Source organism: Sorangium sp. So ce726 (assembly GCF_051521405.1).
Taxonomy (GTDB): domain Bacteria; phylum Myxococcota_A; class Polyangia; order Polyangiales; family Polyangiaceae; genus Sorangium.
This window is the reverse complement of the sequence record NZ_CP150349.1, coordinates 8760482-8781937: the sequence shown is the minus strand read 5'-3', so window position 1 is coordinate 8781937 and position 21456 is coordinate 8760482. Positions and strand designations below refer to the sequence as shown.

The window sequence follows — 21456 nt, the reverse complement described above, 5'->3', positions numbered from 1 at the left end:
GAGCGAGGTGCATGAGCAAAGTCCGGGTCTACGAGGTCGCCAAGCAGCTGAACATGGACCAGAAGACGCTGGTCGCGCTCTTCCAGTCCATGGGTATAGGCGACGTGCGCAATCACATGAGCGCCGTCGAGTCCGACGTCGTCGAGCGGGTTAAGCGGCACCTCGAGCGGCAGAAGTCGCCTGAGGTGGTGGAGGAGAGGATCCGCCCCACGGTCGTGAAGCGCCGCGCTCGGCCCGGCGCCGAGCCCGAGCCGTCCTCGCCGGGCCGCGGGCCTGACCTGGAGGCGCCCGTTCGCGCTGCTCCGGAGCCTGCGCCCTCTCGGCCTGCGGCTGAGTCCGCTCCGGCTTCGCCGCTGCCCGAGCGCGCCGCTCAGGAAGAAGCGCCGCCCCGCCGCCCCGTTCCGCCGCCGCCCGCCGCTCCCGTCGCAGCGCCCTCGGCGCCGGCCCCCGAGCCGGTCGTCGCCGCGAGCCCGCGCGAGCCTGCTCCCGCACCCGCGCCCACTGCGCCTGCCCCGGCGATGCCGCCTGTTGCGGCTGCGCCCCCAGCGCCGCCGCCCCCGGCGGCTCCCGCTCCCGCAGCAACCGCGCCTGCCGCGGCGTCCGCGGCCGCGGAGGAGACGAAGGTGACCTCGCCCGAGCCGAAGCCTGCGCCGCCTGTCGCGGCGCCGCCTGCCACCGCCGCCGCGCCGGCGCCCGCCCCCGCTGCGGCTGCGCCCGAGGCGCCAGCTGCCGCCCCCGCGCAGGCGGCTGCGCCCGCGCCGATCCCTGCGCCTGCCGCAGCGCCCGCAGCAGCGGCGCCTGCCGCAGCGCCCGCGCCGACCCCTGCGCCTGCCGCAGCGCCCGCAGCAGCGGCGCCTGCCGCAGCAGCCGCGGCGCAGGCGCCGAGCCGGCCGCAAGCCGCGCCCTCGGCGCCCGCGCCTGCTCCGGCGCAGGGGACGTCGCGGCCGACGTCGGCGCCGCCCGCGCCGCAGCGGTCCGGGGCTCCGGCCGCGGCCCGCCCCGGCACGCGGCCGACCACGCCGCCCGCTTCGGCACCCGCGGCCAAGCCGGAAGAGCCGGCCGGCACGCCGGGACAGGCGCCACGCCGCCCGTCCTCGCCGCCGAAGACCGGCATCGAGGTGTGGCAGGGGCGTCCCGGTGTCACGATGCCGGCTGCTCGCACCGGCACGCCGCCGGCGCGGCGCACGACCTACGATCCGCGCGCCAACGCCCAGCAGCCGCGCCCTGGTGGTCCTAGCTTCGGTCCCGGCGGCCGGCCCATGGGCGGCCGGAACACTCGCCCGGGGATGTTCGGGCGGCAGCGCCCGGGAGGCGGCGGGCTCCCGCGCAAGCCGGTCCAGGTCTCCACGCAGGAGATGGCCTCGCACAAGAAGGTCATCAAGATCGAGGAGCAGGTCACGCTTCAGCAGCTCGCCGCGAAGATGAGCCTGAAGGCGACGGACGTGCTCATGCGGCTCCTGTCGATGGGCATGACGGGCGTGAACATCAACAGCACGCTCGACGCCGAAACCGCGAAGATCCTCGCCAGCGAGTTCGGCTGGAGCGTCGAGGACGTGGCCGTCAGCGAGCAGGACACGCTGACCGCGGCCATGCAGGCCGGGGCCGACACCGACGAGGAGGTCGAGATCCGGCCGCCCATCGTCACCGTCATGGGCCACGTCGACCACGGCAAGACCTCGCTCCTCGACAGGATCAGGAAGGCCACGGTCGCCGAGGGAGAGGCCGGCGGGATCACCCAGCACATCGGCGCTTACCGCGTCGAGACGCCGCGCGGAACGATCGCTTTCCTCGACACGCCGGGCCACGAGGCGTTCACGGCGATGCGCGCCCGCGGCGCCTCGCTCACCGACATCGTGATCCTGGTGGTCGCTGCCGACGACGGCGTGATGCCTCAGACCAAGGAGGCGATCTCGCACGCCCAGGCCGCGAAGGTGCCGATCCTCGTCGCCGTGAACAAGATCGACAAGCCGGGCGCCGACGCCGACAAGATCAAGCGCGACCTCGCCGCGCTCGGGTTGCAGCCCGAGGAGTGGGGCGGCGAGACGATGTTCTGCAGCGTGTCGGCGAAGATGGGGCAGGGCATCGACCAGCTCCTCGAGTCGGTCCTGCTGCTCGCCGAGGTCCAGGACCTCCGCGCCAACCCGAAGAAGCGCGCCAGCGGCACCGTCATCGAGGCGCTGCTCGATCGTGGCCGCGGCCCGGTCGCGCGCGTCATGGTCCAGGACGGCACGCTCCGCACGGGCGACATCCTCCTGGCCGGCGCCGCGTGGGGCAAGGTCCGGGCGATGACCGACGAGCTCGGGCGCTCCGTCGCCGAGGCCGGCCCCGCCACGCCCGTCGAGGTCCTCGGCCTCAACGAGGTGCCGAGCGCGGGTGATCCCGTCCACGCCGTCAAGGACGGGAAGACCGCGGAGGAGATCGCCGAGACCCGGCGCAAGAAGGCGTCGAAGACGCTGATCCCGCAGGACTCGCGCGTCTCGCTCGAGTCCATCACGAAGAACCTGCAGGAGGCCGATCAGCTCGAGCTCAAGCTGATCATCAAGGGCGACGTGCAGGGCTCGGTCGAGGCGATCATCCACGCGCTGGCGAAGCTCTCGACCCAGAAGGTGAAGGTCACGATCGTGAACGGCGCCGTCGGTGGCATCACCGAGGGCGACGTCAACCTGGCGGTCGCGTCGAAGGCGATCATCGTCGGCTTCAACGTCCGGCCGGCCGGCAAGGCGGGCGCTCTCGCGGAGAACGAGGGCGTCGAGATCCGGCTCTACAACATCATCTACAACGCCGTCGACGACATCCGGAGCGCGATGGAGGGACTCCTCCCCGCGACGAAGGTGGAGAAGGTCCTCGGCCGCGCCGAGGTCCGCCAGGTCTTCAAGATCACGAAGGCGGGCACGGTCGCCGGCTGCATGGCCATCAGCGGCTCGGTCAAGCGCACCGGCGAGGCGCGCCTCATCCGGGACAACGCGGTGGTCTGGACGGGTCGCCTGTCCGGGTTGCGCCGGTTCAAGGATGACGTGAAAGAGGTGGTCGAGGGGTTCGAGTGCGGTATCTCGCTCGAGGGCTACTCGGACATCAAGGAGCGCGACATCATCGAGAGCTTCGAGATCGAAGAGGTCAAGACGAAGCTCTGAGCCTCATCCGATGTTCGTGGGTGTACTCCGTCTCCGTCTCGATATCGTCGGGGCCCGCTCCCTCAAGGACAAGCGCAGCGTCGTGCGCTCCTTGAAGGAGCGGGCGCAGAGCCGGATGCGCGTGTCGATCGCCGAGGTCGGTGTGCTCGACGATCCGAGGCGGGCGACGCTCGGCGTCGCGGTCGTCTCGAACTCGGCGGTCATGTGCGACAAGGTCCTCGCGGACGTGGCCTCGATGGCGGGGTCGCTGTCGCACGCCGTCCTCACGGATCGGGCGACCGAGATCGTGCCGTTCGGCGATGGAGGCGCTGGGGTGCAGGGCGGCATCGAGCAGGCGCTCGGCCGTGACGATGGAGATCTGGGAGCGTCCTCGGACATGTTCGAGGACGCAGAGGACGACGAATGAGCGGCGTGGTGAAGCGGGCGACGCGCGTCGCCGAGCGGCTCCGTGAGGACCTGTCCAACCTGCTCCGGGATCTGCGCGACCCGCGGATCGCCGGCGTGCTCGTGTCGCGCGTGGAGATCACCGACGACCTGCAGAGCGCGAAGGTCCACGTGCGGCACGAGTTCGGGGCGGAGGACGCCACGGCGCGCCGCGCCCTGCTCAAGGGGCTGGAGGCGGCGTCGGGCCGGCTGCGCAGGGACGTCGCCCGCACGATGGGGCTGCGCGTGGTGCCGACGCTGCGCTTCTTTTACGACGAGGGGCCCGACGCCGAGCGGCGGATCGAGGAGCTGCTCCGAGAGATCAAGGACGGCGAGCGCTCCTAGCGCGGGGTCGAGCGGGGCGCGGCCGGAGCTCGGGCGCGATCACCGCGAGATGAGCCGCTCGATCGACTGCGCGGGGTCGAGGTCGAAGCGCCACGGTCCCATCTTCGTCGGGGCGTCGAGGGCCACCTTCAGCGCGCTGAGGAACTCGCGCCGCGGCCACTCCACGGCGCCGAACCGCTCCAGGTGGTCCGTGTACACCTGGCAGTCCACCAGCGCGAAGTCCCAGGCAACGAGGTTCCCGAGGAGCGTCGCGAACGCGACCTTCGAGGCGTCGGGCGCGCGCGTGAACATCGACTCGCCGAAGAACATCCGCCCCAGCGACACGCCGTAGAGGCCGCCGACGAGCTCGCCGTTCGACCACGCCTCGATGCTGTGGGCGACCCCGGCGGCGTGCAGCGCCGTGTAGCCGGCGATGAGCTCCTCGGTGATCCATGTGCCGTTCTGCCCAGGTCGCGGCGCGGCGCCGCAGCCCCGCATCACCTGTTCGAACGCCGTATCGGTCCGCACCTCGATCTCGCCCCGGCGCACCCGCTTGCGCAGCGAGTGCGGGACGTGCGCCTCGCGCGGCGGCAGGACGAAGCGCGGATCCGGGGAGAACCAGAGCAGCGGCAGCCCCTCGTGAGGCCAGGGGAAGATGCCCCGGCGGTAGCCGGCCAGCAGCCGCTCCGGCGAGGCCTCGCCGCCCACGGCCACGATCCCCTCCGGGGTCGCGCGCTCTGGCGGAGGGAAGTCGAGCTTGCTCGTGAGCACCGGGACCCGCATCGCTGTGGGATCGAATCCTCCCAAAAGAGCGCGCGGTTGCAAAGCGTCGCCCGGCGCGGCTCAGGAGGCGCACACATAGTCGGAGCCCTCGACGAAGCCGCGCGCCGCGAGGTGGCCGCGGATGAGCGCGCGCGCCCCCCGCGCCCCCACGGCGACGACGAGGGTCTCTGCGCCGCGCTCCAGCCGCGACGGGTCGACGATGGGCGCCCCCTGCGCGATCCGGCCGATCTTGCGCGGATCGATGTCCACGAACCGCGCGGGCGTCACGCCGTTCCGGGCGAGCGCCCTCGCCAGCCGCCGGCCTGTCTTTCCCGCGCCCCACACGGCCACCGGGCGCGCTGGGCCCAGCTTCCTCGCGAGGTAGTGCGCCTTTGCCTCGAGGAACCTCGCGATCGCGTACCGCGGATCGGCGAACGTGGCGCGCCCCTCGCGGTGCCGCCAGCGGAGGCCGAGCTCCGGGAGCTTCGCCATCCGCGCGCCCGCGGCGTCGAGGCGCAGCCACAGGTCGTAGTCCTCCGCCCACGGGACCTCCCGGAACCCGCCCACCTGCTCGAGCGCGCTCCGCCGCAGCATCACCGACGGGTGGCACAGCGGGGACTCCACGAACATCTCCCGCGCGTGGTCCTCCGGGGTGACGATCGAGTTCAGCCAGTCGACGTAGCGCAGCATGCCCTCGCCGATCGGCCCCGCGGCGAACGTCTCGACGCGGGCCCCGACGACGCCGAGCCCCGGATCCCGGAGGAGCGCCTCCGCTTGTCGCGCGAGCCGCTCGCCGACCGAGATGTCGTCTCCGTCCATGCGGGCGAGGAGCTCGCCGCGCGCCGCCTCCGCCGCGCGCGAGAGCGCCCGCGCGATCCCCACGCCGCCCGTCGCGACCTGGAGGACGCGGCGATCGCGCTGCGCGATGCGCGCGACCCTGGCCGGGCCGCCGTCCGTCGAGCCGTCGTCCACGGCGATCACTTCCAGGTCGACCGCGCGCTCGACGAGCACGCTCTCCAGCGCCTCCTCGATCGTCGCTTCCGCCTGCCGGTACGGGAGCAAGACAGAGACGAGCGGCGCCACGCGGAGACCATGGCGGCGCGCCCGCGCAGCGTCCACAACACAAGAAGGGGCGCGGACGCCTAGTGCTTCTTGAAGTCGCCGAGGTGCGTGATGTACCAGCGGCCCTGCCACGAGATGATCGTGTGGACGTCCAGGCTCGCCGGCTTCCCGTCGATCTCGTACTTCAGCTTGCCGTGAAAGGAGCGGTAATAGCCGATCTTGTTGACCTCGTCCCCCGGAGGCACCCACTTCGGCTTGGAGCCCACCACGAAGCTGACGAACCGCGCCCCCTCCCAGCTCTTGCGCTTCCGATGCATCGACTTCACGTCGTTCACGTAAGCGGCGTGGAGGTTGTCCCAGTACTTGCCGGGGTCCTTCACGTCCTTGAGGGGGATGAACGGCTCCTTGGGGAACCAGAAGGGCTCGGCCAGCGCCGGCTCCTTCTTCACGATGGCGTCGAACAACGCCCTGGCGCGCGCCGTGAGCTCCTCGCTCTCGAGCGCCGGCAGGATCTTGTTGTCCGCGCGGGCGGAGGTCGCGGCGCTGGGGTCGGCTCCGGCGCTGGCCTCCGCTCCTGGGCCGGGCGACGCGTCGGCCGCGGGCGCCTCGGCGGCCGCGCGACCGCCCCCGTCCTGCGGCGGCTCCGGCGCACCTGCGTCCTCGGGGCGCGGCGCTGACGCCACCTCAGCCGCGCTGGCGCCTGCCGTCGCTGCCGCCGCCGTGGGCGCGGCGACGACCGAGGAGGGCCGGGCGCTCTCGGCTGGCCGGGCATCGGGCGCCGGGGTGGGCGCCGCGCAACCCGCCACCACCGCCAGCGCGGTCGCGACGACCTGCTTGATCATGCGCGTGCCCTATCGCAGCACCCCGGCGCCGACAAGCGATGCCGAGGCACGGTCGGATGCGGCGCCCGCCCGGCGGCGGACCTGGCTCACTTCTCCACGATGATGAACTGAACGCGCCTGTTCTTGGCCTTGTTCGCGGGCGTCACGTTCGGCGCGACGGGGCGGTCCTGTCCATAACCCTTCGCGAGCAGCCGCGAGCCGTCCACGCCGGCCCGGATCAGCCAGGCGCGCACCGCGTTCGCCCGGGCCTCGCTGAGCGTCTGGTTGTGCTCACGCCCGCCCGTGTTGTCGGTGTGCCCCTGGATCTCGACCTTGCGGATGTTGGGATTGCGCTGGAGCACGTCCGCGATCTCCTCCATCAGCGCGTTCGAGTCGCCGAGGATTTTCGCAGAGTCGGTCTCGAAGTGGATCTGCCGCGAGATCTTGATCTCGTTGCCCAGCACCTTCACGAGCGAGATCTTCGGCCGCTTGTTCACCGTGAGGGCGGCGCGCGTGTCCTCGCTCGTCCGGACGTCGGCCTCGTTGACGTGGTTCATGTAGCCCTGCGCCTCGACCTTGAGCGTCACCGCGCCGGCCGGCAGGTCGGGGAAACGGAAGGCGCCGCTTCCATCGGCCGTCGCCGTCTGCTCGCGGCCAGCAGCGTCGACAAGCCGGATCGTCGCGCCAGCGACGGCGTCTCCGCTCTCCGCGTCCTTCACCGTCCCGACGATGTTGCCCGTCTTGGGCAGCGCCTCGAGGGAGCAGTCGACGTCCACGAACGTTGGCCCCTGCGGCTGTGCCGGGCTCGGCGCAGCGCCGGGCCCTCCCGGCTGCGGACCGAAGGGAGCCGGCTGACCGGGCTGCGGGCCGAACGGCCCAGGCTGTCCAGGCTGCGGACCGAAGGCGCCGGGCTGTCCGGGCTGCGGACCGAAGGCGCCGGGCTGCCCGGGCTGCGGACCGAAGGGCCCGGGCTGCGGACCGAAGGCGCCGGGCTGTCCGGGCTGCGGACCGAAAGGCCCAGGCTGCCCGGGCTGCGGACCGAAAGGCCCAGGTTGCCCGGGCTGCGGACCGAAGGCGCCAGGCTGTCCGGGCTGCGGACCGAAGGCGCCAGGCTGCCCGGGCTGCGGACCGAAAGGTCCAGGCTGCGGGCCAAACATCCCGGGTTGCGCCGGCGCTGCCCCGCCAGGGAGGATCGTCGCCTGGCAGGTGCCAGGCTTGTACCCGTTCGCCCGGATGTTGAAGGTGTACGTCCCCGGCTCGAGGTGCCGTGTGAGGAAGCGGCCGTCCGGCCCCGTCGCGTACGGCGGCTGAGCCGCGCCCTCGATCGTCACGATGGCGTCTGCCACGGCCGCGTCGGGCTTGTTCTGCTCGTGCACGAAGCCGCGCGCGAAGGTCTGCGGCGCCGGCACGAGCTGCGGCGGCTCCTTGATGATCTGCGGCGCAGGGGCCGGCGGCGGCTCCTTCTGCTTCGTATCGTACGCATAGCCGATGCCGAGATAGAGCGTCCACGGCGCCTGCGGCGCGACCTCCTCGATGAACACGGAGGTCGCCGACAGGCCGAGATCGAACGCCGCGTGTCCGGAGAGCCCGCGGAACGCCTTCTCGAACGGCGTCACCCGCACGCCGAGCGACAGCCGCGACGGCGCCGCGGCATAACCCGGTCCGCCCTGGCTCTGCGGGTCAGGAGCCGCGAAGTCATCGAGCCCGAGGCAGACGTCGCCGCGCGACACGGTCTTCGTGTGGCACTCGTAACCCTGCCGGTTCACCGGGATGTCGAGGGTGTACTCGAGGTAAGGCTGCACCTTCGGCAGCGGCACCTCGACGCCGAGGTGGGTCTGGAAGAAGTCGACGCGGTTGATGCCGAGCCCGAACCGCTCGATCCGCGAGATCGGCTGCCGCTCGCGATCGTCGGTGAACGCCTTCGCGCGCGCCTTTTCGACCTCCTCCACGAGGACGCCGGAGTTGTCGAGCTTGTAGCCGAGGTTCACGTTCACCCGCAGCGGGAACCCCTTGCCCTGCGGCTTGCGCAGATCGAGCGACGCGAGCCCGCGGAAGACCGCGCTCGTGCCGCCGCCGGCGAGGCCGACGTTGCCGGTCCCGTTCAGCAGGAGCAGCTGCGCCTCGCCGCCGAAGGAGAACGGCTTGCCGATCTTCGTGGGGGTGAACGCCTTCACGCCGAACGTCGTGTCGCCGAGCACCTGCAGCAGCCGCGGACGACCCTGGTCGTTCGCGTTCGCGAACGTGCGGATCGACGCGTACCCCTCGAGGAAGGGCAGGGGGGTCGCGTTCAGCGCGAAGAACGCTCCCACGTGGCTCGCCGAGTCCTCCTTCGCGTCAGGACCGCACGTGATCGGGTGACCAGCGAGCGTCGACTCCGCCGGATCGCAGAGGAAGCCGCTCGTGGAGAACCAGTCGAGCAGGAACGACACCCGGAAGGTGCCCGGCGCGCCCGAGCCCGCATACGACGTCCTGAGGAGGCCGGTCGAGCCCCACAGGTTCGGCTGTGCGGTGAGGGAGAGCGCACGCTCCTCCTCGTCCCACGCGGTGGATGTTGGCGCCGTCGCGCTGGTCTGGACGCCCTGCTCACCGACCGACGCCTGCGCGCCGAAAGAGAAGCTCGCGTCCGGCGGCGGCGGTTGGCCCGGCTGCGGCCCGAACTGCGGCGGAGCGTCGCCCGGAAAGCCCGGCTGCGGCCCGAAAGGACCGGGCTGGGCGGGCTGCGGTCCGAAGGGGCCGGGCTGGGCGGGCTGCGGCCCGAAAGGACCGGGCTGGGTGGGCTGCGGCCCGAAGGGGCCGGGCTGACCGGGCTGCGGCCCGAAGGGACCGGGTTGCGCGGGAGGTTGCTCGGGCCCGAAAGCGCCGGGCGGCTGCGCGGGCTGGCCCGGAAGCGGCTGCGGTCCGAAGGGCGGCTGCGCGGGCTGGCCCGGAAGCGGCTGCGGTCCGAAGGGCGGCTGCGGCTGCTGCGCCTCGGCAGCGCCCGCGAGCGTGAGCGAGCCGACGAGCGGCAGCGCCGTGAGCGCAGCGCGCCGGAGCCTGTCGGCAAACACCTTCCGAAGCGTATGCATCGAGCCTCATCCGCGAGGTCGAACAAGGAAACGCCCGCCAATCGGGACGGTGGAGACCTCGCGCGCGGCCCGTTGTATCACTCCGAGCGGCGCGTGAAACAGCGGTTTTCGCTGGCAGCAGCTCCGCGACAGGCGCGCCGCACGGCTCGATAAGTACGGCATCACCGCGCGGTGATGCCGAGCCTTCCGGCCTTCTCTGCGCGGGGCACGGCGCCGCGCCGCCGCGCCGGCGCCTAGGTCGCAAACGTGCTCGACCAGAGCGCCCGTGGTCCCACTGCCGCTCGGCCGGGGCCGAGCAGCCGTCCAATTCCGCGGACGCGCATGCTAGGAAAGCCATCACCATGGCATCCCGGGGGCGCATCCTGATCGTCGACGACGAGGCCAACGCGCGCGCGGCGCTCTCCGAGATCCTCCGCGAGGAGGGGTACACGACCGAGACCGCGGCCGACGGCTTCAAGGCGCTCGGCAAGCTCGAGGAGTTCGCGCCCGACGTGGTGCTGACCGATCTGAAGATGCCTGGGCTCGACGGCATCCGGATGATGGAGAAGGCGCAGCTCGCGCTGCCGGACGCGACCTTCGTCGTGATGACGGCGTTCGGCACCATCTCGAGCGCGGTCGAGGCGGTGAAGAAGGGCGCGTACAACTACCTCACGAAGCCGCTCGATTTCTCGGTGCTCGCGGTCGTGGTCGAGCGCGCGGTGGAGCGGGCGCGGCTGCTCCAGGAGAACTCGCGGCTGCGCGAGCGGCTGCGCGAGCGCAACGCGTTCGGGCACGTGATCGCGAGCCACCCGAGCATGGCGAAGGTCCTCCGGCTGGTCGAGCAGGTGGCGCCGAGCCGCGCGAGCGTGCTGATCGTGGGCGAGACGGGCACGGGCAAGGAGCTCATCGCCGAGATGATCCACCGCGCCAGCCCGCGGGCGAAGGCGCCGCTCGTCCGGCTGAACTGCGCCGCGCTGAGCGAGTCGCTCCTTGAGAGCGAGCTGTTCGGCCACGAGCGCGGCGCGTTCACCGGCGCCATCGGACGCCGCGAGGGCCGCTTCGAGCAGGCGAGCGGCGGCACCCTGTTCCTGGACGAGGTGAGCGAGATCCCGCTCGCCACGCAGGTGAAGCTCCTGCGCTTCCTGCAGGAGCGGACGTTCGAGCGGGTGGGCGGCAACGAGACGCTCAAGATCGACGTGCGGATCCTCGCCGCGTCGAACCGCGATCTGCGCCAGCGCATCGCCGAGGGGCTGTTCCGCGAGGACCTCTACTACCGCCTCAACGTGGTCACCCTGGAGATCCCGCCGCTCCGCGAGCGCCGGAGCGATATCCCCGAGCTCGCGACGTTCTTCCTCGGCCGCTATGCGCAGGAGAACGGCAAGCGGATCGAGGGCTTCACCGACGAGGCGCTGTCGGCGCTGACGTCGTACTCGTTCCCCGGCAACGTGCGCGAGCTGGAGAACGCGATCGAGCGGGCGGCGGTGCTCTGCGACGGCGCGCGCATCGAGCTCCGGCACCTGCCGGCGCAGATGTCGTCCGAGCCGGCCGAGTCCGTCGACGCGATGCCGCGCGTCCCCGGGAGCACCATCTACGACCTGGAGCGCTACGCCATCCTGCGCACGCTCGAGGCGTGCAAGGGCTCGACCTCGAAGGCGGCGACGATCCTCGGGATCAGTCCGCGCAAGATCCAGTACAAGCTGCACGAGTACAGCGCGGCCAACGCGCGCGGCCGGGCGCGGCCGGGAGACGGCGCGCCGGGCGAGGGCCCCGAGGGGGAGGAGGGCGTATGAGCAACGCAGCCGAGCGCATCGTCGAGCCGCGCGACCTGGGTGCCGCGCCGGCCAGCTCCGCCGAGGAAGGGGCGCCGGAGGGCGAGCTGCTGATCGACGTCCGCGGCCTCCTGAAGACGTTCCGGGTGGGGTTCTTGCGCCGGAAGGCGGTCGAGGCGGTCAAGGGGGTGAGCTTCGGCGTGCGGCGCGGCGAGATCTTCGGCTTCCTCGGGCCGAACGGGGCCGGCAAGACGACGACGATCAAGATGTTGACGGGCCTCATCGCCCCGACCGGCGGCGAGGCGTACCTGTTCGGCGCGCGCGTGCCGTCGCCCGAGGCGCGCCGGAAGATCGGCTTTCTGCCGGAGAACCCGTACGTCTACCCCTACCTCACCCCGCGCGAGTTCGTGGAGCTCTGCGGCCGCCTCTCCGGGATGCGCGGCGCGGCGCTGCGCAAGCGGGCGATGGAGGTGCTCGATCAGGTGAAGATCGCGTACGCGGCGGATCGGCAGGTGCGCCGGCTGTCGAAGGGGATGCTGCAGCGCACGGGGCTGGCGGCCGCGCTGGTCGCCGATCCGGAGATGCTGATCCTGGATGAGCCGATGAGCGGCCTCGATCCGGTGGGCCGCAAGGAGGTGCGCGATCTCATCTTCGCGGAGCGCGATCAGGGCCGGACGATCTTCTTCTCGACGCACATCCTGAGCGACGTCGAGGCGATGTGCGATCGCGTGGCGATCCTGCGCGAGGGCCAGGTCGTGGTGAGCGGCGCGATCCGCCAGCTGCTGCGGGGCGACGTGCTGCGCACCGAGGTCACGCTGGCGGGCGCGAGCGACGCCCTCCTGGCCGATCTCGGCGCGAAGGGCTTCGCGACCACGCGCCGTGGCGACGTCGTGGTGGTCGACGTGGAGGGCGAGGCGCGCGTGCGCGACGCGCTGCGGGCGTCGCTCGCCGCGGGCGCGCAGGTCGTCGAGGTCGCGCCGCGCCGCGAGACGCTAGAGGACCTCTTCATGCGCCGCGCGCTGTAGCCAGCGCCCAGGCGTCCCTAGCGGTACGCCCCCGGACAGCGGTAGGCCCCCGGAGAGGGTGTCCTCTGCGCGGGGTGGGGGATGGGCCGATGTTTGAGGCGCGCCCATGGATCATCCGGCATCGCCGGATGATCCATGGGCGCGCCGAGTTCGGCGGGGCCCCCACCCCGCGCAGAGGACACCCTCTCCGGGGGCCGGGCAGCCCGAGCTACGCCGATGCCCCAGCGACGTCCTGCTTGGCAGCCTCGATGATCTCGAGCGCGTATGCGCCGATGGTCGATGCGTCCTCGCCCTCGACCATGACGCGGAGCTTCGGCTCCGTCCCGCTCCAGCGCACGAGGATGCGCCCCTTGTCGCCCAGCGTCTTCTCGATGCGATCCACGGTGACCCGCGTCCGCTGCATGCTGTCGAGCGGCAGCCGCGTCGCGAACGTCGCGTTCTCCAGGACCTGAGGCACCCGCTGCATCGCCTTCGAGGCGAGCTCGCTCAGCGGCTTGTCCTCTTCCATCATGATGGCGAGCACCTGCAGCGCCGCCACGATGCCGTCGCCCGTCGTCGCGTGGTCCAGGAAGATGAGGTGCCCCGACTGCTCGCCGCCGAACGAGTAGCCGCCGTTCCGCATCGCCTCGACCACGTAGCGATCCCCGACCGCCGTGCGGACGACGTGCCCGCTCTGGGCCTTGAGCGCCCGCTCGAGCCCGAGGTTCGACATCACCGTCGTCACGATCGTGTTCCGCGGCAGCTTGCCGGTGCGCAGCATCCGGAGCGCGCAGAGCGCCATGATCGCGTCGCCGTCCACGACCTCGCCGCGCTCGTCGACCATGATCACCCGGTCCGCGTCGCCGTCGAGCGCGATGCCGATGGCCGCGCCGCGCTTGAGCACCTCGGCCTTCACGTGCTCCGGGTGCAGGGCCCCCGTCTCGCGGTTGATGTTGCGACCGTTCGGCTTCACGCCGAGCGAGGTCACGTTCGCGCCGAGCTCGGTGAACACCGAGGGCGCCACGCGGTACGCCGCCCCGTGCGCCGCGTCGACGACGACCTTCACGCCGTCGAGCGAGAGCGCCGCGGGGAACGTGTTCTTACAGAACACGACGTACCGCCCGCGCGCGTCGTCAAGCTTCACCGCGCTGCCGATCGCCGCGCCGACCACGCGCGCCTCGTCGAGCTCGTGGCTCTCCATGAGCCGCTCGATCTCCTCCTCCGCGGTGTCGGGCAGCTTGTAGCCGTCGGGCCCGAAGATCTTGATGCCGTTGTCCTGATACGGGTTGTGGCTTGCGCTGATCACGACCCCTGCGTCGGCCCGCATGCTCTGCGTGAGCTGCGCGACCGCCGGCGTGGGGATCGGCCCGCTCAGCATCACGCGCCCGCCCATGGCGCACACGCCGGACGCGATCGCGGTCTCGAGCATGTAGCCGGACAGGCGCGTGTCCTTCCCGATCACCACCCGCACCTGCCGCGACTTCCCGTGGCTCGCGACGAACGCGATCGCGCGCCCGAGCCGCAGCGCCATCTCGGGTGTCATCGGCGGCTGGTTCGCCACGCCGCGCACCCCGTCGGTGCCGAAGAGCTTGCGGCCTGCGGCCTGCTTCTGCGGTTCGCCCGTCGCCGACGGAGCGCCCTCCCTAGGATCCTTCTTGGTGTGCTTCGGCACGGTCCCTCTCTGTGGTGTGGGGCTGAGGAGACCACCCTTAGCAACCTTTGCCAAGACGGCCTACGGCCAATCGCCGCCGCGGCGACGGTGACGCGGGATCCATCTCGCCGCTTTTGTGGCGTGGCCGCTATCGTGCCGCGTCTGCGCCGTTTTGCAGCGCGGCAGCGATCGCGCAGTGTTTACAGCGCGGTCGCTACCGCACCGTGGTTACAGCGCGGTCGCCATCGCTATCGCGCCGCTGCCGGCGGCGCCTCGTTGTTGCGCCGAGCTGCCTCGTTGCTCAGGCGCAGCAAGACCGACCCCTGCGCCGGCGTGCGCAGGTCTCGGCCCTTCGTCGTGCCCTCGCCGCCGCCGGGCGCCGGCAGGAGCGCGTTGATGAGGCCCATCAGCCTCACCGTCGCCTGGGGCGCGATGCCGTGCGCCCAGCTCAGCAGGTGCGACGACAGCCCGAGCTTCACCTCAGCGCGCCCCTCGCGCGCCGCCGCCACCACCCGCCGCGCCGCGCGCCGCGCGTCGATCGTCGCGATCGGGAGGGACGAGGCGAGGCCGAACCAGCCGAACTCGTGCTGCGGGCTGCCGCCGAACGCGGCGTTGTAGATCGACCCCGTGCGCATGGGCCCCGGGATCACCGTCGTGACGCGCGGGCCCCTCGCGCCGCCGTGCGTGAGCTCCGCCTGCACGCTCTCCGAGAAGCCCATCATCGCGAACTTCGACGCGTTGTACCCGAGCAGGTGCGGCACGGCGACGCGCCCGCCGATGGACACCACGTTCACGATGCGCGCCGCGCGCCCATGCCGCCTCAGGTGCGGCAGCGCGCGCAGCGTCGTGTAGACCGCGCTCCAGAAGTTCGAGCGCATCGCCTCGTCGAGCTCCTCCACCCGGAGGTCCTGCATCGGGGCGACCTGGATCACCCCGGCGTTGTTGACGAGCACGTCGATCCGGCCGAACGCCCTCGCCACGCCGTCGATGAACGCCTCGGCCGCGGCGCGGTCGCCGAGATCGCACGCCGCCGCGTGCACCTCGACGCCGAGCGCCTGCAGCCGCTGCTCCGCCCGGTAGAGCGCCTCCGCGTCGCGGCCGGCGATCGCCACCCGGGCGCCGTGCCGGCCGAACTCCTCGGCCAGCAGCAGCCCCAGGCCGCGAGAGCCGCCCGTGATGACCACGACCCGGCCGCGCAGATCGAGCTGCCGCAGGGCGCGGAACGCCGTCCGCGCGAGCGCGGCCGCCACGAAAGCCGCCGCAGAGAAGAGCACCGGAGAACGCCGCTTCCTGAACGCCATGCCGCGGAGGACGGCATCGCCCGTGCCACGCGCCGCGCGCCGGCGGGCAGCGACGCGCCTGCACATCGCGCTGCTCGCGCCCGCTTCAGAGCGTGACGACCGGATCCGCCGCGATGCCGAGCAGCGCCGACCGCACCTCGCCGACCAGGTAGATCGAGCCGGCCACGACGACGAGCTCGCCCGGCGCGGCGGCCTCGATCGCGCGCGCCACAGCGGCGCGCGGATCGCCGATCGCCTCGCCTGGCGCGACCTCGCGCAGCGCATCGAGCGGGGCGGCCGCGCGGCCCTTCGGCGTCACATAGAGCCGACGGTGCGCTCGTGGCGCGAGCATCTGTAGCATTTCGCCCCACCCCTTGTCGGCCATCGCCCCGAACACGAGCGTGGTGAGCGCTGCCCCCGGACCCTCCTCATCGAGCCACGCCGCGAGCGCCTGCGCGCCGTGCGGGTTGTGCGCACAGTCGAGCAGGACACGGGCGCCGCCCGCGTCGATCCGCTCCAGGCGACCGGGCCAGCGGGCCGCGGCGAGCCCACCCGCGAGCGCCCGCTCGACCTCGGGCCACCGCCCGGCGAGCTGCCACGCGATGCCGCACGCCACGCCCGCGTTCTCGGCCTGGTGCGCGCCGCGGAGGCCGAGCTCCACCTCGAGCTCGCGGCGCCCCGGCCCGGCGACGCGCGCCGCGCGCGCCCCGCGACCGCCGCGCCCCACCGCGATCTCGCCCGCGCTCCCGCCGCGCTCCGCCCGCGCGACGCGGAGGCGAGGCCCGGCGCCGATCGCCTGCGCTGCCGCCTCGATCGCGGCGTCGGCCTCCGGATCGAGGGGGCCGAGCACCGCGGGCGCGCCCGGCTTGAGGATGCCCGCCTTCTCCCGGGCGATGTCTGTCACCGTCGGGCCGAGCACGGCCTGGTGGTCCAGCGCGATCGACGTGATCGCCGTGCAGAGCGGCGCCGAGATCACGTTCGTCGCGTCGAGCCGCCCGCCGAGGCCCACCTCGAGGATCGCGAGGTCGACGTCCGCCTCGCGGAAGGCCACGAACGCGGCCACCGTCAGCGCCTCGAAGAACGTGAGCGGCGAGGGGACACGCTCGAGCGCGGCGGCGAGCGCGCGCTCGAGCGCCGCGTCGCCGATCATCTCTCCCCCGACGCGGATGCGCTCGGCGAAGCGAGACAGGTGCGGCGACGTGTAGAGGCCGGTCCGGAGCCCGGCCTCGCGCGCGATCGACTCGACCATCGCGCACACGCTGCCCTTGCCGTTCGTGCCGGCGACGTGCACCGCCGGGAGGCCTTCGTGGGGATCGCCGAGCGCGGAGAGCGCCTCGCGGACCCGGCCGAGCCCGAGCTCCATCCCCCGCGGCGCCCGCTGCCCGAGCGCCTCGAGCAGCGCGGGCAGCCGCGGCGCCGCCGAGGTCATCGCCGCGCCCGGCGGTTGGCCGTGAGGTGCTGGAGCAGCGTCCCGATGTACGCCTTCATCTCGGGGCGCGGGACGATGGCGTCGACCATCCCGTGGTCGAGCAGGAACTCGGATCGCTGGAAGCCCGCCGGCAGCGTCTGCCGGATCGTGTTCTCGATGACCCGCGGGCCGGCGAAGCCGATGAGCGCCTTGGGCTCGGCGATGTTCGCGTCGCCCAGGAAGGCGAAGCTCGCCGCGACGCCGCCCGTCGTCGGGTGGAGCAGCACCGACAGGAACGGCAGCCGCGCCTTGCGGTACCGCTCGAGCGCCGCCACGCTCTTCGCCATCTGCATCAGCGAGAGGATGCCCTCCTGCATCCGCGCGCCGCCCGACGCCTGGAGGAGCACCACCGGGAGCTCCTCGCGCGTCGCGCGCTCGAACAGGCGGGTGATCTTCTCGCCGACGACCGAGCCCATGCTCCCGCCCATGAAGGCGAAGACGAACGCGCCGTAGGCGATGTCGCGGCCGCCCAGCCTGCCGCGGCCGATCTCGATCGCCTCCTTCGCGCGGCCCTTCTTGTGGAGCGCCGCGACGCGGTCCCGGTAGCTCTTGCCGTCGCTGAACCGGAGCGGGTCGTTCGGGACGAGGTGCTCGTCCCACGGGGCGAGCTCGCCGTCGTCGAGCAGGAGCCTCCGCCACCCGTCGGCGTCGAGCTTGTGGTGGTGGCCGCACTGCGAGCACACCTCGAAGGTGCGCGCGAGCTCGGCGGCGTCGTGCGTGTGCGAGCAGCCGTCGCAGCGACGGAACACGCCCGCTCCCAGCGAGCGCTTCTCGCTCGCGTCGGTCGTCGGCAGGGTCTTTTCAGGCCAGGTCATCGGCGAGCCCTCAGGCGCTCCGCAGGTCCATCTCGTTCACGTCGGAGGGGACCCGGAGCGTTGGTTGTGTCTTCTCCTGCACCTCTCGGGCGCTCACGCCGGGCGCGAGCTCGCGCAGCACGAGCCCCTCGGGCGTCACATCGAGCACGGCGAGATCGGTGATGATCCGGTGGACGACGCCCCGCCCGGTGAGGGGCAGCGAGCACTCGTTCAGGATCTTCGGCGCGCCGTTCTTCGCCGCGTGATCCATGATCACGACGACGCGCTTCGCGCTCACCACGAGATCCATCGCCCCGCCCATCCCCTTCACCATCTTGCCGGGGATCATCCAGTTGGCGAGATCGCCCTTCTCGGAGACCTCCATGGCCCCGAGGATCGCGAGATCGATGTGGCCGCCCCGGATCTGCGCGAACGACTCGGCGCTCGAGAAGATCGCGGAGCCGGCGAGCATCGTCACGGTCTCCTTGCCGGCGTTGATGAGATCCGGGTCCTCCGAGCCCTCGGCCGGGTAGGGTCCGATGCCGAGCAGCCCGTTCTCGCTCTGGAGCACCACCTCGACCCCGGCGGGGATGTAGTTGGCGACGAGCGTCGGCATCCCGATGCCGAGGTTGACGTAGTAGCCGTCCTTGAGCTCCAGCGCGGCGCGCTGCGCGATCTGTTCCCGCGTGAGTCCCATCGTGTCCCCTGTCCCCGCGCCGCGCCTAGGCGGCCGACGCCTTGCGCACCGTTCGCCGCTCGATCCGCTTCTCGAAGCGCTCGCCCTGGAAGATCCGGTGCACGAAGATCCCGGGCGTGTGGATGTGGTCCGGGTCGAGCGAGCCGACGTCGACGAGCTCCTCCACCTCGGCGATCGTCACCTTCGCGGCCATCGCCATCATCGGGTTGAAGTTCATGGCGGTGTGGCGGTAGACGAGGTTACCGAACCGGTCGCCCTTCCAGGCCTTCACGAGCGCGTAGTCGCCGCGGATGGCGGGCTCGAGCACGTAGTCGCGGCCGTCGAACTGCCGCACTTCCTTCTTCTCGGAGTACTTCTCCACCGCGCCGCCCGGGCCATAGAGCACCGGCAGGCCGCCCTCGCTGATGGCCGTGCCCGCCCCGGTCGGCGTGAAGAACGCAGGGATCCCGGCGCCTCCGGCGCGGATGCGCTCGGCGAGCGTGCCCTGCGGCGTGAGCTCGACCTCGAGCTCGCCGCTCAGGTACTGGCGCTCGAACTCCTTGTTCTCGCCGACGTACGACGAGATCATCTTCCGGATCTGCCGGTTCTGAAGGAGGATCCCGAGGCCGAAGGCGTCGACTCCGCAGTTGTTGGACACGACCACGAGATCCTTCGTGCCGAGCTCCCGGAGCGCCGCGATGCAGTTCTCCGGGATGCCGCAGAGGCCGAAGCCACCCGAGAGGATCGTGGCGCCGCCAGGGATGTCCCTCACGGCATCCAGCGCGCTCTTGTAGACCTTGTCCATGGCCGACCGAGAGGTAGCCCAACTGGCCGCGAGGCAAAAGCCTCCGCTGCCGCCGCGACATGCCGTGGCGCCGGCGCCGCGGCGCGGCACAGGGGCCGGGCGGCGCCGGCCGCGGCGCGGCGTCACGAGGTGATCCGCGCTTCTCGGCCGCGCTTCAGGCGGGTGGCGGGAACCTCGCGTGTGTCCGGGGTGCATGAGGCGCTCGTCGCGTCCGCCAGCGCTCGTTCAGCGCACATTCGGCGCACGCTCAGCGCAGGTCTCAGGAGCGGCCCTCGGAGGGCGCGGCCAGGCGGCGCCGGCTTCTTGGCCCGGCCCACCGAAACCCCGTAACGCACCGGTGTGCCTCGACCGCTCTCCGTGCTGTTCACGATCCTGGCGCTCTCCCTGTCCGGCTCCCGGGTGGCCGCCGCTGCGCCGGATGCGCCGGCGCGCTCGCATGCGCGCCCCACCGCGGAATCAAAGCCGCGGGACGGCGCCGCTGCCGCCAGGGCGCGCGGGGCGACGAAGCGCGCGCCGCGCGCGCGGCTCGCGAAGGACGACAGCAAGGGCCACCGCCCCCGCGCCGGCGACGCGGGCCCGCGATCGTCCGAGCCGGCCAGGGAGAAGGCCGCGCCCAAGGCGCCCGCCTCGTCGGTCGGCCATCCCAACGAAGGGCGCCTCGAGGGCGGCGTGCGGCTCGACACCTCCCGCAAGGACATCCGCGTCGTGCCCGCCTACGCCGGCGCCGACGTCCGCTGGGGGCTGCCGGCGCTCGTCGGCATGATCGAGCGCGCGGCGCGCGGCGTGGCCAAGCGCTTCCCGGGCGCCGTGCTCGACGTCGGCGACCTGTCGCGCCAGCGCGGCGGCGAGGTCCACCGCCACAACTCCCACGAGAGCGGCCGCGACGTCGACCTCGGCTTCTACGCGCTCGACGCGCGCGGCAAGCAGGTCCACGCGCCGATCTTCCTCCGGTTCGACGCCCGGCTCGTCTCGACCAACGTGCCCGGGGCGCGCTTCGACCTGCCGCGCAACTGGCTGCTCGTCCAGCACCTGCTCACCGATCCCCGCGCCCGCGTGAGCCACATCTTCATCGCCGATCCGCTCCGGTCCGCGCTGATCGCCCACGCCAAGCGGATCGGCGTCTCCCGCGCGCTGCTCGTCCGCGCGCAGCTCGCGATGATGCAGCCCACGGGCGCCGAGGCGCACGACGACCACATGCACGTGCGCATCTCGTGCCCCGCGGCCATGCGCGGCAGCTGCATCGAGCTCGCGAAGAACGCCCCTTCCCGCGCGCGAGCGCGCATGGCGAGGAAGACGGACAGGGCGCTCCGGACACCGTCACCGTCCGCGCGCGCGGAGGCCGCGCGCCCCCCGAAGGCCGCCGCGGCGCCCGCGCCGGAGCGGCCCCGCGAGGCCGGCGCCGGCCGGCGCGACCCGGCGCAGCCCTCGCGCCGCGACGACAAGCGACCTGAACGGGAAGCGCGCCGCACCGCCCCGCACGCCGCCGCTGACGCCGAGGCGCTGCCGCTCGCTGCCGCGCGCGCGGCGGCGCAGCAGCCGATGGGCGGTCTCGATCTGTCGTTCCTGCGTCCTGCAGCGCCCGAGGTGGAGATCGAGGCAGACTCGGACGGCGCCGCCGCGAGCGGCGCGCTCGACGACAGCGGGGTGCTCAAGATCACGGACTGAGATCCGCCGCGTGCCGTTCACCACAAAAGCGGCAAAGAGCCGGTAACGCGACGCATTGCAGGAAGTTCCGCAATCTCTGACCGGGGCGCCATCGCGCCTGGACCCCGAGAGAAGTCCTCGGGCAGACTTGGACGGAGCAAGGGGGTGTTCATGCCGCAAGAGGACTCCCACACCTCGATTCCCACGCTGCCGTCCGCGGCATCGCTCGTCGCCAGCGATCACGATCGCCGCGCGCTGCTCGCGGCGCTCACGTTCGTCGGCAGGCCTCCCCGGAGCGCGGCGGCGCTCGCGATCTGGTTCGAGAAGCACGTCGTGGCAGCCGGGAGGATGCAGCGACCGGCCTACGTGACCGAGGGCTTCTCCAAGCAGGTGGCGCTCGGCCCTCAGGTCCCGGCGGCCCCGGATGCGTCCGAGATCGAGCAGCTCGTCGACGCGGCGCGGCTCCGGGTGCTCGCCTCGCTTCGCGCCTTCATGCCGCCCGCCGCGGACGATCGCTTCCTCGCCGCGGCCATCGACAGCGGGCGCGTGCGCCGCGCCGGAGGCCCCGGGCCGTGGGAGCCGTGCCCGCGCGAGGAAGACCTGCTCAGCGACATCGTCCTCAGCCTCTTCGCCGCGGACATCCTCAACTTCCGCGAGTTCCACGACGCCTATCTCTGCGTCTGCAAGACCTGCTTTCGCATCGACTTCGACCCGAGCCAGTCCGGTCGCACCGGCTGCCCCGAGCACGTGCCGACCGTCACGGTCAACGTGATGCGCCGCAGCCGTCCGTCGCTCTGA

The 21456-nt window shown here is 72.5% G+C and carries 17 protein-coding genes; 7 read left to right on the top strand and 10 right to left on the bottom strand.

What is annotated here, in order from left to right; translation table 11 throughout:
• Window positions 1-11 precede the first annotated feature (11 nt).
• Genes infB through rbfA form a run of 3 tightly spaced genes read left to right on the top strand, consistent with a single transcriptional unit; the run spans window position 12 to window position 3899 of the window.
• Window positions 12-3131, top strand: coding sequence for a translation initiation factor IF-2 (gene infB / locus WME79_RS32485; protein ID WP_437522767.1), 3120 nt, complete (start codon window positions 12-14; stop codon window positions 3129-3131).
• A 10-nt stretch (window positions 3132-3141) separates the two neighbouring features.
• Window positions 3142-3537, top strand: coding sequence for a DUF503 domain-containing protein (locus WME79_RS32480; protein WP_437522765.1), 396 nt, complete (start codon window positions 3142-3144; stop codon window positions 3535-3537).
• Window positions 3534-3899 (top strand): 30S ribosome-binding factor RbfA, encoded by a 366-nt coding sequence (gene rbfA / locus WME79_RS32475; RefSeq protein ID WP_437522763.1) that lies wholly within the window; start codon window positions 3534-3536, stop codon window positions 3897-3899. The genes WME79_RS32480 and rbfA overlap by 4 nt, the downstream gene beginning before the upstream one ends.
• A gap of 39 nt (window positions 3900-3938) precedes the next feature.
• Here rbfA and aat read toward each other — a convergent pair whose 3' ends face one another.
• The 4 genes from aat to WME79_RS32455 form a co-directional block, all read right to left on the bottom strand.
• On the bottom strand, window positions 3939-4661 hold the full coding sequence (gene aat, locus WME79_RS32470; protein WP_437522761.1) for a leucyl/phenylalanyl-tRNA--protein transferase: 723 nt from the start codon (window positions 4659-4661) through the stop codon (window positions 3939-3941).
• A 60-nt stretch (window positions 4662-4721) separates the two neighbouring features.
• A complete protein-coding gene (locus WME79_RS32465; protein WP_437522759.1) occupies window positions 4722-5723 on the bottom strand; it encodes a glycosyltransferase in 1002 nt (333 codons plus the stop codon).
• A gap of 59 nt (window positions 5724-5782) precedes the next feature.
• Window positions 5783-6544 (bottom strand): hypothetical protein, encoded by a 762-nt coding sequence (locus tag WME79_RS32460; RefSeq protein WP_437522757.1) that lies wholly within the window; start codon window positions 6542-6544, stop codon window positions 5783-5785.
• 86 nt (window positions 6545-6630) lie between these two features.
• Entirely contained in the window at window positions 6631-9588 is a 2958-nt protein-coding gene (locus WME79_RS32455) for a carboxypeptidase regulatory-like domain-containing protein (protein WP_437522755.1), read from the bottom strand.
• Between the two features lie 341 nt (window positions 9589-9929).
• On the opposite strand from WME79_RS32455, the gene WME79_RS32450 reads away from it, so the two are divergent.
• Together WME79_RS32450 and WME79_RS32445 are read left to right on the top strand one after the other, a co-directional pair.
• Window positions 9930-11357 carry a sigma-54-dependent transcriptional regulator gene (locus tag WME79_RS32450; RefSeq protein WP_437522754.1) on the top strand — a complete coding sequence of 476 codons (1428 nt, stop codon included), beginning with the start codon at window positions 9930-9932 and terminating at the stop codon, window positions 11355-11357.
• The gene (locus WME79_RS32445) at window positions 11354-12361 is read left to right on the top strand and encodes an ABC transporter ATP-binding protein (RefSeq protein ID WP_437522752.1); all 1008 of its coding nucleotides are present in this window, start codon (window positions 11354-11356) and stop codon (window positions 12359-12361) included. The genes WME79_RS32450 and WME79_RS32445 overlap by 4 nt, the downstream gene beginning before the upstream one ends.
• A 208-nt stretch (window positions 12362-12569) precedes the next feature.
• Here WME79_RS32445 and glmM read toward each other — a convergent pair whose 3' ends face one another.
• The 6 genes from glmM to WME79_RS32415 form a co-directional block, all read right to left on the bottom strand.
• Window positions 12570-14012, bottom strand: coding sequence for a phosphoglucosamine mutase (gene glmM / locus WME79_RS32440; RefSeq protein ID WP_437522748.1), 1443 nt, complete (start codon window positions 14010-14012; stop codon window positions 12570-12572).
• A 227-nt stretch (window positions 14013-14239) separates the two neighbouring features.
• Window positions 14240-15358, bottom strand: coding sequence for an SDR family NAD(P)-dependent oxidoreductase (locus WME79_RS32435; RefSeq protein ID WP_437522746.1), 1119 nt, complete (start codon window positions 15356-15358; stop codon window positions 14240-14242).
• A 19-nt stretch (window positions 15359-15377) separates the two neighbouring features.
• Complete coding sequence (locus WME79_RS32430; protein WP_437522744.1) at window positions 15378-16700, bottom strand: bifunctional folylpolyglutamate synthase/dihydrofolate synthase; 1323 nt, start codon at window positions 16698-16700, stop codon at window positions 15378-15380.
• The gene (gene accD, locus WME79_RS32425; protein ID WP_437522742.1) at window positions 16697-17554 is read right to left on the bottom strand and encodes an acetyl-CoA carboxylase, carboxyltransferase subunit beta; all 858 of its coding nucleotides are present in this window, start codon (window positions 17552-17554) and stop codon (window positions 16697-16699) included. The genes WME79_RS32430 and accD overlap by 4 nt, the downstream gene beginning before the upstream one ends.
• Before the next feature lie 10 nt (window positions 17555-17564).
• Complete coding sequence (locus WME79_RS32420; RefSeq protein WP_437522741.1) at window positions 17565-18230, bottom strand: CoA transferase subunit B; 666 nt, start codon at window positions 18228-18230, stop codon at window positions 17565-17567.
• Window positions 18231-18255: 25 nt separating this feature from the next.
• A complete protein-coding gene (locus WME79_RS32415) occupies window positions 18256-19014 on the bottom strand; it encodes a CoA transferase subunit A (protein ID WP_437522739.1) in 759 nt (252 codons plus the stop codon).
• Between the two features lie 339 nt (window positions 19015-19353).
• Between WME79_RS32415 and WME79_RS32410 the strand changes: the two genes are divergently transcribed.
• Both WME79_RS32410 and WME79_RS32405 read left to right on the top strand, forming a co-directional pair.
• Entirely contained in the window at window positions 19354-20679 is a 1326-nt protein-coding gene (locus WME79_RS32410) for a penicillin-insensitive murein endopeptidase (protein WP_437522737.1), read from the top strand.
• A gap of 150 nt (window positions 20680-20829) precedes the next feature.
• Window positions 20830-21456, top strand: coding sequence for a hypothetical protein (locus WME79_RS32405; protein ID WP_437522735.1), 627 nt, complete (start codon window positions 20830-20832; stop codon window positions 21454-21456).